General features: G+C 63.9%; 5 protein-coding genes and 3 pseudogenes. 5 read left to right on the top strand and 3 right to left on the bottom strand.

Going from position 1 to position 9,925, the window contains the following annotated elements; translation table 11 throughout:
* Positions 1-91 precede the first annotated feature (91 nt).
* The 3 genes and pseudogenes from JI664_RS11370 to JI664_RS11360 all read left to right on the top strand — a co-directional run.
* On the top strand, positions 92-970 hold the full coding sequence (locus JI664_RS11370) for a TniB family NTP-binding protein (RefSeq protein ID WP_007803215.1): 879 nt from the start codon (positions 92-94) through the stop codon (positions 968-970).
* On the top strand, positions 907-1,758 hold the full coding sequence (locus JI664_RS11365; RefSeq protein WP_081731462.1) for a TniQ family protein: 852 nt from the start codon (positions 907-909) through the stop codon (positions 1,756-1,758). The genes JI664_RS11370 and JI664_RS11365 overlap by 64 nt, the downstream gene beginning before the upstream one ends.
* Before the next feature lie 59 nt (positions 1,759-1,817).
* Positions 1,818-2,342: pseudogene (locus JI664_RS11360) on the top strand (IS110 family transposase); the annotation flags it as partial.
* Between the two features lie 346 nt (positions 2,343-2,688).
* On the opposite strand, the gene JI664_RS11355 reads toward JI664_RS11360, so the two are convergent.
* The 3 genes and pseudogenes from JI664_RS11355 to JI664_RS11345 all read right to left on the bottom strand — a co-directional run bounded on the left by JI664_RS11355 (position 2,689) and on the right by JI664_RS11345 (position 6,549).
* Positions 2,689-4,128, bottom strand: coding sequence for a hypothetical protein (locus JI664_RS11355; protein WP_024099412.1), 1,440 nt, complete (start codon positions 4,126-4,128; stop codon positions 2,689-2,691).
* A 149-nt stretch (positions 4,129-4,277) separates the two neighbouring features.
* Positions 4,278-5,209: pseudogene (locus JI664_RS11350) on the bottom strand (IS5 family transposase).
* A 312-nt stretch (positions 5,210-5,521) separates the two neighbouring features.
* Positions 5,522-6,549 (bottom strand): annotated as a pseudogene (locus JI664_RS11345) (IS110 family transposase).
* Between the two features lie 433 nt (positions 6,550-6,982).
* On the opposite strand from JI664_RS11345, the gene JI664_RS11340 reads away from it, so the two are divergent.
* Both JI664_RS11340 and JI664_RS11335 read left to right on the top strand, forming a co-directional pair.
* Entirely contained in the window at positions 6,983-7,966 is a 984-nt protein-coding gene (locus tag JI664_RS11340; protein ID WP_018065884.1) for a TAXI family TRAP transporter solute-binding subunit, read from the top strand.
* The gene (locus JI664_RS11335; RefSeq protein ID WP_207013833.1) at positions 7,963-9,870 is read left to right on the top strand and encodes a TRAP transporter permease; all 1,908 of its coding nucleotides are present in this window, start codon (positions 7,963-7,965) and stop codon (positions 9,868-9,870) included. Before JI664_RS11340 ends, JI664_RS11335 begins: the two co-directional genes overlap by 4 nt.
* Positions 9,871-9,925: the final 55 nt, after the last annotated feature.

Raw genomic sequence — 9,925 nt, 5'->3', positions numbered from 1 at the left:
AAACTGAATGGGAAAGGGGCACTCACAACTCAGGCCGACTTTCTGCAACAACGCCCATCGCGCCCCATGTTCAAGGTGGAGCGCTGGTGAATTGAGGGCAGAAACTGAAGACGACGGCCGCATCGCCCTCATTCAATCGGACATCTGGATCGGCTTTCCCCGAGCGGAGCAAGTGCTGGACCGGCTGCATGGTCTGATTGAGATGTCGCGGCAGACCCGCATGCCTGGCCTTCTGGTGCATGGGGCGTCCGGCATCGGCAAAACAATGATCGCCCGCAACCTGTCGCGACGCTATGCGCCGGAGTATGATCCGGAGTCGGGCGTCACCCACACCCCGTTACTTCTGTTGCAGGCGCCACCCGCTCCTGATGAGCGGCGGTTCTATATGCACATCCTCGCAGCCGTCGGAGCCCCGTCGTCGACGCTGAGCCTGAAGGCGCAGAGTGTTGCCTCGCTGGAAGTTCGGGTCGTGGGCCTTTTGCGCGACCTCGGGCTGCGGATGATCATGATCGACGAAGTCCACAACCTTCTTGCGGGCACGCATAGGGAACAGCGCCGGTTCCTCAATGTCTTGAGGTATCTCAGCAACGAGCTGGAGGCATCTTTGGTCTGCTACGGTGTCAGCGAAGCCGTCGATGCCATTCGCGGCGATGTCCAACTGGCCCGTCGGCTTGATGAACACCACCTGCCGAATTGGCGCGATGATGCCGAGTTTTCGGATATGATCCAGACATTGATCGCGGCCATGCCGCTGGAGAAGAAATCCAATCTGCAAGTGCGGTCGCTCAAGCAGATCCTCGCATTAACTGGCGGGGTGACGTCCCGCATCTTTGCCTTGGTCAAGGATCTGTCCATCGACGCGATCATCAGCGGTGACGAGTGCGTCACTGATGATGCCATCGCAAAATGGACACCGGTCTGGTCGCGCCATGCAAACGCTCAGCGACGGCTCGAGAAATCTGGGGCGTGACGTGTATCCCGCTGCCGATATCGGTGACGCCAGTGCCGGACGAGTTGCTTTCTGGTTGGTTATCGCGACTGGCCGCTTCCAATCATTGCGAGGTAGCAGACCTGCTCGCCCATATCGGGATCGACGCAAAATATGCTGCAGCCCTTGATTTTGATCTCGACATGCTGGCCGCGGATAGGATTTCCGTTGCGGCGCGCTTTGATCCAGCGTTCGTGTCGTCGATGACTTTCGCGGCGATGCCGGAAGCAGAGATGCGGTTGACCGCACAGGTGCCGTTCCAGGCTTGCACAAGCTGCGCTGATGGCGGCCTTGAGCTCAGGCACTGGCGTAGGGCCTGGGCGTTCGACTGCCAGATTTGTGGTGCCCGGCTTCTTCCAAAGGCCGACAGGCAAAATGGCGCAGCGGTCTCCGAAAAGCTGGTTGATCGTGCCCGCCGGGGGGCACGGATCCTGGAGCGTGTCGCGGTGTCGGGCAGCGCGCGTCAACTACGCCGAGCCATGCGGGCGGTCACCTTCGCGATGGGACTCAAAGCTTTATGTGGAGACCCTTTCTTCGCGCTTCAAAGCCCCCGCCCGAACATCAGGCTCTTCTGCCTTGCCGCCATTGCCTCCGCCCAATCACGTCCACTGGTAAAGGCTGCGTTGTGCAGCATGGACATCGACGTCTACGCACGAGTTGCCCTGCTTCGCGCCTACGATAAGGAGCCCCGACTGCTTGCAACCGTCGACCAGATTGCTCAGCGGATGCGACTACGCGTCGGCGGTTCAGCCACCTCATCTCAAATTTAAGGGCAAGAAAGGCCGGAAAACGCGCCGTGTCTCGGATTTAAGGGCAAGGCGACACCCACTTCCGAGAGAACCAGGAACGGTTGCCTGACCATGCTGCGGCTGCCATCCATGCGTTGATCTGCCAAGCGGAGGCGATTGCCGATCAGGCTGAGGCCCTGGAGAAACGGATCCTCGAGTGGCACCGGACGCACGAGACGAGCCGGCGACTGGCGACCATTCCCGGTATCGGACCGATCACCGCCAGCGCAATTGCTGCAAATGTTCCGGATCCGAGCCTGTTCCGCTCGGCACGACAGTTCGCGGCCTGGCTAGGCCTGACGCCACGGGCGAACTCAAGCAGTGGCAAGGATCGACAGACCGGGATCAGCAAGCAGGGTGATGGATATATCCGGCGACTGCTCGTTTCCGGCGCGACTGCGGTGCTTCGCTTTGCAAGGCAGGGCGATGCCGGCAAGGCTTGGATGCTTGGGCTTAAAGCACGCAAGCGACCGAAAGTCGTTGCGGTCGCGCTCGCCAACAAGACTGCCCGGATCGCTTGGGCGCTCCTGCGCCGCAACGAGATCTACGCGGCCCCTGTCTCCTGAGCGCGGAACCGCTGACGGAATGCGTGAAGCTGAGAAGAGATGACAAACCGGTCGAACCGGGGATCGGGACACCCCAGGGGGTCAAGGCGCAGAAAGCGCGCAATTTTGATTGGGACCCGATCCGCGGACTTCATCTGGGCCAGCGGCTAGACCGCACCACAAAGGCCGTAGACATGACTGCTTTCGGCATAGGCGCGTCAATTCCCAGCTTGCGCAGCAGGGGTCGTCCAGACATGGGAACACTTGCCCTCGCCAGAGATGCCCACTGCGCGTTGGCGACGGTCCACCAATGACTTGCGCCACCGGACCTGTGGGGGAACCGGCGCAGCGCCAGTTCCCCATCGGCTCATTCTGCCGGAACCCAGGGCCGGTTATAGGCTGCCACGCGCCAATCACCGTGTTCGATGAACCGGGGGGCGCTCCCGGTTTCCAGCGCCTCGGCTGCGGCGTTCAGCGCCTCGGGCGATGTCTCGGGCCAGGCGCCCGTTTCGATCCGTTCGACCAGGGTCTCGACGATGGCCGTGCTTTCGGCAGCCGTGAACTCGCAATGGCCCGTGCCCTGGACCAGCGACTGCCGATACAGATCGCCGGTACCCTGCTCCTGCACCAGCGCGCCGTAGCCTTCCATCAGCGTGTAGGGAATGGCCCAGTCGCCCAGCATGTGGATGCGGATCGCCGGAACCTGCAGATCGCCGGTCGTCGTGCGCCCGTCTGCGGCCCAGAAATCGCGCGCATAATCCGAGGCCGCGATGCGGGGGGCGGCGTCGATCCTGGCAATGTCGGCCTGAAGGTCCAAACCGGCCTGTTCGTAGAGCGCCTCAACCGTCCGCGCCATCGCGGGTGCGGCATTCTGGTAGAAGGCGGCATAGTCGACCCCCTCGTTCCCGGAAAGTTGCTGCCCCGATGCGGCGTTTTCGAACAGAAGCCGCGAGGACCCGCCAACATTACCGCCGATGCGCAGCGCCGAGGCCACGATCATGTCGGCCATGGCGCCGGCATCCGCGGTGTCGGGTAGTTCGGTCCCCTCGACCATCCACGGCGACCACTGTCCGATGGCGAAGGCAAGCGCCAGCCGCGCGCGGCCCTCCGGGCTTTCGCCCGCCGTTTCGATGGCGGCCATCCAGGACGCACGGATCGCGTCAAGGCTGCGCTCGCCACCCGCTCCGGCATTGGGCAGGCCGACGATGGCGAGATCGCTGGCCGGACCGTGCCCAGCGGCCTCATAGCTTTCGCCCAGCAGGGTCTGCATGGCGAACCAGCCATCCAGGAAACTGCTCATGATCCAGACCGGCGTATGGGCGGCAAGCACGGCGGCACCGTCGATCCTGTCCGGGTAATCCTCGGCCGAAGCGAGGCTGTCGAGCCCTCCGCCAGAACAGCCGTATTGCAGCACCATGTCAGGAGCGCGCTCCAGGTCCGTGAAAATGTCCTGAACAGCTTGTAGATTCAGGATTTCACGCTGCGGATCGTATTGCCACAGGCGCAGCGGGTGCCGGGCGAGCCCGGCGAAGGCATAGCCACGACCGAGCAGGTCGTCATACCGCTGGACCGCTGACGCGACCGAAACGTTGCTGGCGAAATCCAGATCCCTGAGTAGTCGACCATTCCAGTTCTCGGGCACGCGGATCAGCCATGCCGTCCCGTCCGGCAGGGTTCCCGCATGTTCGTTGAAGGCGGGCTGCTCCTGCGCCGACGCGAGCGGGGCGAAGCCCGCGGTCAGAGCGAGGCAAAGCACCACCATTCCGGTCCGCGAACGCGGGCCGGCCAAATTGGCTGTCCGTGACATGAATTTCCTCCAGTTTGATGCAGCGATGAAATCCGGCTCCTCTTCCGGGGAACCATCGCCGGGAAAAACATAGATAGCTAATTATTAGTGTCAAGGGCTCTGATGCACAAATCGGCTTAAGGCCGAGGTTCCCCTTTCCCCGGACGGACTTATCCCACAGCTTCCGTGACGGGTATTCCGAGCGCGGTGTAGCCGTTCAGGACGGCGATGCGGACCTGGAGTTCGGCGACCTGTCGATCGAAGTCCCGTGCCATGAGCCGCTGGCCCAGCAACTTGATACAATGCATCTTTGTCTCGACGCGGCTTCGGCGGTGGTATCCACTCCATCGTCGCCAGAGCGCGCGGCCCAGGTATTTCGCCGCGCGCAGGGCCTCATTTCGCGCCACGGCTCCGGCGGTGATCGTCTTCCAGGGCTTCGCGTTCTTGCGGGGCGGGATGACGGCATGGGCACCGCGATCTGCAATCGCATCGTGGCATTTGCGCGTGTCGTAGGCGCCATCAGCCGTAACGCTACCGATTTCCTGGTCCTGCGGGATTTGGTCGAGAAGGTGGGTAGGATGGGCGCATCACCGATGTGGCTCCCGGTGACTTCGACGGCCCGGATCTCCAACGTTTCTTCATCGATCCCAAGGTGGAGCTTGCGCCAGACGCGCCGTTTCGGGCCGCCATGCTTGCGTGCGTGCCACTCGCCTTCACCTTCGACCTTGATCCCGGTGCTGTCGATCAGCAGGTGCAACGGCCCCTTGGAGCCGCGGTAGGGGATGTTCACGGCCAAGGTCTTCTGGCGGCGAGATAGCGTGCTGAAGTCGGGCACCGTCCAGTTCAGGCCGACCAGCCGTAGCAGGCTCTCGACGAACCCGGTCGTCTGCCGGAGCGCCATGCCGAACAGCACTTTCATCGAGAGGCACGTCTGGATAGCGGCATCGCTGTAGGTCTGCTGGCGGCCACGCCTGCCTGTCGGCGCGGCATCCCAGCTCATCTCGGGGTCAAACCAGATCGTCAGCGAGCCCCGGCGCTTGACTGCTTCATTGTAGGCTGGCCAGTTCCTGGTCTTGTAGGTCGGGGGTATGGGTCTGCTCATGCAGCCTGACTAACAGACTGGATTCGCAAGGTGAAACCTTCACAGCATTTGCGCAACATGTATAACCGCCCCTTGCGCAAGAGGGTTTCTGGATCAGTTTCGCGCGGTGTCGGGTGCTGACATGTATCCGGCCTCTGTTGCGGCCATCATCACGCCGCGGGCCCGTATGGTGTTCGCAGGTCGGGTCCAGATCAAAGCCGCGTGCTCGATGGCACTCTGTTGCGCTCTGGTTCTCCCGATCCCGTCTCACGACCGTGCGCCAAACGTCTCCTTGCCCTCTTCCGCTCCGACGTCCTCGCGACCAGTGACGGCTTACGCCGCAGCGGTCGGAGACTGGTAGGCGCCGCCTCGGGCCATCAGCGCCCAGACGATCCGCGCCATTTTGTTCGCCAGCGCGACCCGCACCAGCATCGGCGGCTTGCGCGTCAGCATCTCGCCAAGCCATGTGCCCGGCCGGGCAGCGGCATGAACATGCCGCTTGATGATGACGCTGTTGGCCCCGATGATCAGCAATCGCCGCAACGACCGTTCGCCCATCTTCGTGTTGGCCCCGAGACGCTGCTTGCCTCCTGTGGAATGCTGACGGGGCGTGAGCCCGAGCCAGGCCGCGAAGTCGCGCGCTTTGCGGAACGTCTCGGGGGGCGGAGCCAGAACCGCTATGGCCGTGGCAATCAGAGGACCTATCCCCGGGACTGTCATCAGGCGCCGCGCCACCTCATTCTCCTTGGCACACCGGGCGATCTCGGCATCGAGCTTGCCGATTTCCGCTCCGAGATGGGCGAGTGACGCCACCAACACCTTGAGCGTGGGGATGGCATCGGCAGGCAGACCGCTTTCCGGGTCTTCCACAATGGCAATCAGCTTCGACATGTTGGCCGCGCGCTGCGGAACGATCATTCCGAACTCGCCCAGATGCCCGCGCAGGGCATTGATGGTCTGGGTTCGCTGCCGGATAAGCAACTCGCGGATGCGAAAGACCATCGCCGCGCCTTGGGTCTCCTCGCTCTTCACCGGCACGAAGCGCATCGTCGGGCGCGTCGCCGCCTCGCAGATCGCCTCGGCATCAGCCATATCATTCTTCTGGCGCTTCACGAATGGCTTCACGTAGGCGGGTGGGACCAACCGCACGTCATGCCCGATCTTCCCGATCTCGCGCCCCCAGAAATGGGCGCCACCGCAGGCTTCCATCGCGACGACGCAGGCCGGCAGCTGTCCAAAGAATGCCAGACCTGATCTCTTCGCAGCTTCTTGCGCAGCACCGCCCGGCCCGTAGCGTCGGCACCGTGGACCTGAAACACATTCTTCGCCAGATCGAGCCCGACCGTGATAATCTCCGACATGACCGCTCTCCTTTGTGGATCCTTGCAGACCCACCTTGGCACATCGATGCCGTCGGGGGGGCACACCATCAAAGCCGCAAATCCTCATGAAATGCGCGGCCCGCCTCGGCGTCGTAGCACCGGTAGGCGCAATAGTGCTGCTGCAGGATGGGCGAGGGCGCCCGCCCGCACAGGGTCTTCGTCATGATGTATGTTGCTTTCGTGAGTGTCGGCATTACCCGGTTTCCAGCGCCGCGGGGGACCGTAACGCCTTCCGCGTCGAGCTTGAGTGGGGGGATAGCAAGCTTTGGTATCTAATCGTTGACAATCTCCTAGCGAGGGCTTTAAAGATAGATGTCTAAGCTATGTTTCGCAAACCACCGATCCGGCCCCCGTGTTCCGGATGTCGGACGGGAGAGGGGCGCGACGCAGGGCCAAACGGGAGGACATGATTATGCGTTTCACTGCAATCGCGATGGCTGCCGGCCTCGCCGTCTCGGCGACGGCTGGTCACGGCCAATCGCTCAACCTCACTCTTTCAGGCGGGAACCCGGGCGGCCTTTGGTCGCTGCTGGGCGCCGGCATCGACCGCGCCGCGCAGGTGGCGGACACCTCGGCCGTGGTGACCTATCAGGCTACGGGCGGCGGGTTCGCCAACATCGGCCTGCTGGGCGCCGGGCGCACGGATCTGGGCCTGGTGCACGACGCCGAGGCGCAGCTCGCGCTGGGAGGCGAAGAGCCCTTCCGCGGGCCGATCACGAACATGCGGGCCATCGGCTACATGTACAACTGGGCGCCGATGCACTTCTTCCTCGACCGCTCGATGGCCGAGCAATACGGCATCGACAGCCTGGACGACATCGCCGGCAGCGGCGCGCCGATCCGCATCGGCATCAACCGCTCGGGGAACATCACCTCGAACATCGCGCTGATGATGTTCGAGCTGGTGGGGGTGACCGACGAATCCCTGGCCGAAGCTGGCGGCCAGTTCGTGCGCGCCGGCGCCAATGAGCAGGGTGAGCTGCTGCAGGACGGACGGCTCGACATGATTACCAACGGCATCTTCATCAACCACTCGTCGTTTCGCGCGGTTGACACGAATGCTGACGTTGTGCTGCTGTCGGTCCCGCAGGAGGTCATCGACGCCACCAACGAGCGCTTCGGCACCGGCCAGATGGTCATTCCCGCTGGCAGCTATTCGAACCAGCAGGCGGACGTGAACACCGTGACGCTGGGGGCGCTGCTGGCCGCGACCGACGCGATGAGCGACGACGACGCCTATGCCTTGACCAACGCCCTCATCACCAACATCGACGAGGTGCGCGCGGTTCACAGCGCCATGCAATCCCTGACGCCCGAGTTGCTCGCCACGCCCAGCGTGCTCGAGTTCCACCCCGGCGCCGCCCGTGCCTACAGTGAGGCAGGGCTGTCGCAATGATCGGGACACTCGTCTCCACCGGCCGCAGGAGGGATCTTGCGGCCGGCCAGCAACGGGCCATCGTCGTGGTGGCCGCGATCTTCTCGGCCTGGGTGATCTACGCCAACCTCTTCACCATCTCGGATCCGCTAGTTCTGGGCATCCTCTTCGTTTCGGGGATCTACGCGATCATGTTCGCGGCGATCGGTGCCACGCCGAACGCTCCCGACCGCATCCCGTTCTATGATATCGCCCTGTCGCTGCTCAGCCTGGCAGCGGGCATCTTCTTCTTCGTGAACGCCACCGCCATTGCGGACCGCATCAGCCTGCTGGATCCGTTCACGCCCGCGCAGCTCTTCTTCGGCATCTCGCTACTCCTCCTGACCCTCGAAGCGACGCGCCGGACCACGGGCATGGGACTTACCATCGTGGTCGTGGCCTTCCTGGCGTACAACTGGTTCGGCTACCTGCTGCCGCCGCCCTTCGGGCATGGCGTCGACGATTTCACCTACCTGCTCGATATCCTGGTCTTCACCACGGATGGCGTGTTCGGGGTGCCGATCCAGGTGGTCGCCAGCTACGTCTTCCTGTTCGTGATGTTCGGCACTTTTCTGTCGAAAGCGGGCGGGGGCGAGTTCTTCTTCAACCTCGCGGCGCTTCTGACCGGGCGCACCCGCGGCGGTCCGGCGAAGATCGCGGTGATTTCCTCAGGGCTCTACGGCACGATGTCGGGCAGCCCGACCTCGGACGTGGTGGCGACGGGCTCGATCACCATCCCGGTGATGAAGCGACTGGGCTACAGCGCGCGCTTCGCCGGCGCGGTCGAGGTCGCGGCCTCGACGGGGGGCAGCGCGATGCCTCCGGTGATGGGGTCGGCCGCTTTCATTCTCGCCGAATATACCGGCGTGGATTACAAGGCGGTGGTCGTCGCCGCCGTGGTGCCCGCACTGCTCTACTACCTCGGCGTCTTTAGTCAGGTCCACCTGCGCGCCGTGCGCGACGACCTGCGCCCGTCCGAGGACGAGATGCCGACCGTAGCGCAGACGTTCCGCACGGGCTGGGTCTTCCTGCTGCCGATCATCGGCATCGTGGTGGCGCTGCTCTCGGGCTATTCTCCGACCTTCACCGCCGGGATCGGCGTGATGGGTGTCATCATCGCCTCGACGCTGCTGAAGGCGACGCGCCTGTCGCCGTGGCAGGTGATCGAGGGCTTGGGCGAGACCACGCTGCGCATCCTGCCGGTGGCTGGCGCCTGTGCCGCCGCGGGTCTGGTGATCGGGGGCCTGTCGATGACGGGGCTGGGTATGAAGGCCGCGAACCTGATCCTGGTGATTAGCAACTCGCAGCCGATCCTGACGCTGGTTATCGCCGCTGTCGTGACGATCATCCTGGGTCTCGGCATGCCGACCCCGAGCGCCTACATCCTGGCTGCCGTGCTGGTCGGTCCGGCGCTGGCGCAACTGGGCTATCCGGTGCTGCAGAGCCACATGTTCCTGCTGTACTTTGCCGTTCTCTCGGCGCTGACCCCGCCGATTGCGGTGGCGGCCCTGTCGGCGGCGGCGATTGCACATGAAGACCCGTTCAAGATCGCCTTCACCTCGGTGAAACTGGCCTCGATCGGCTTCATGCTGCCCTTCGCCTTCGTTTGGAACCCGGCGCTGATGCTGCTGGCCGACCCCCTGTCGAATACGCTGGCCGTGGTAGGAGGCGTGATTGCCACGCTGGCCGTGGCCACCGTGGTCGAGGCCTTCGCCAGCAAGCCGGTGTCGCCGGCGGAGCGGCTGCTTATGCTGGGCAGTGCGATTGCGGCTGTCTCGCCCTTCCAGCTGTTCGCGGTGGCGGGCATCGCGATCGGGGCGGTTCTGCTGGCGCGTCACCTGGTGGCGGGGCGCCGGGCCAGCGTGCAACAGAACGCCGCCGGCTGATGCCACTCTGGCGCAGCCTAACAGATCGCGCGGCCCGGACCCCTCCGGGCCGCGC

This window comes from Rhodobacter sp. NTK016B, from assembly GCF_017303295.1.
In the GTDB taxonomy this organism is placed as follows: domain Bacteria; phylum Pseudomonadota; class Alphaproteobacteria; order Rhodobacterales; family Rhodobacteraceae; genus Pararhodobacter.
The sequence above is the reverse complement of the archived record's forward strand: the minus strand, read 5'-3'. Positions and strand labels throughout refer to the sequence as shown.

Coding starts and splice junctions, on each gene's coding strand:
- JI664_RS11340 (WP_018065884.1), top strand. CDS start 6,983: ATGCGTTTCACTGCAATCGCGATGGCTGCCGGCCTCGCCGTCTCGGCG.
- JI664_RS11355 (WP_024099412.1), bottom strand. CDS start 4,128: ATGTCACGGACAGCCAATTTGGCCGGCCCGCGTTCGCGGACCGGAATG.
- JI664_RS11365 (WP_081731462.1), top strand. CDS start 907: ATGGACACCGGTCTGGTCGCGCCATGCAAACGCTCAGCGACGGCTCGA.
- JI664_RS11335 (WP_207013833.1), top strand. CDS start 7,963: ATGATCGGGACACTCGTCTCCACCGGCCGCAGGAGGGATCTTGCGGCC.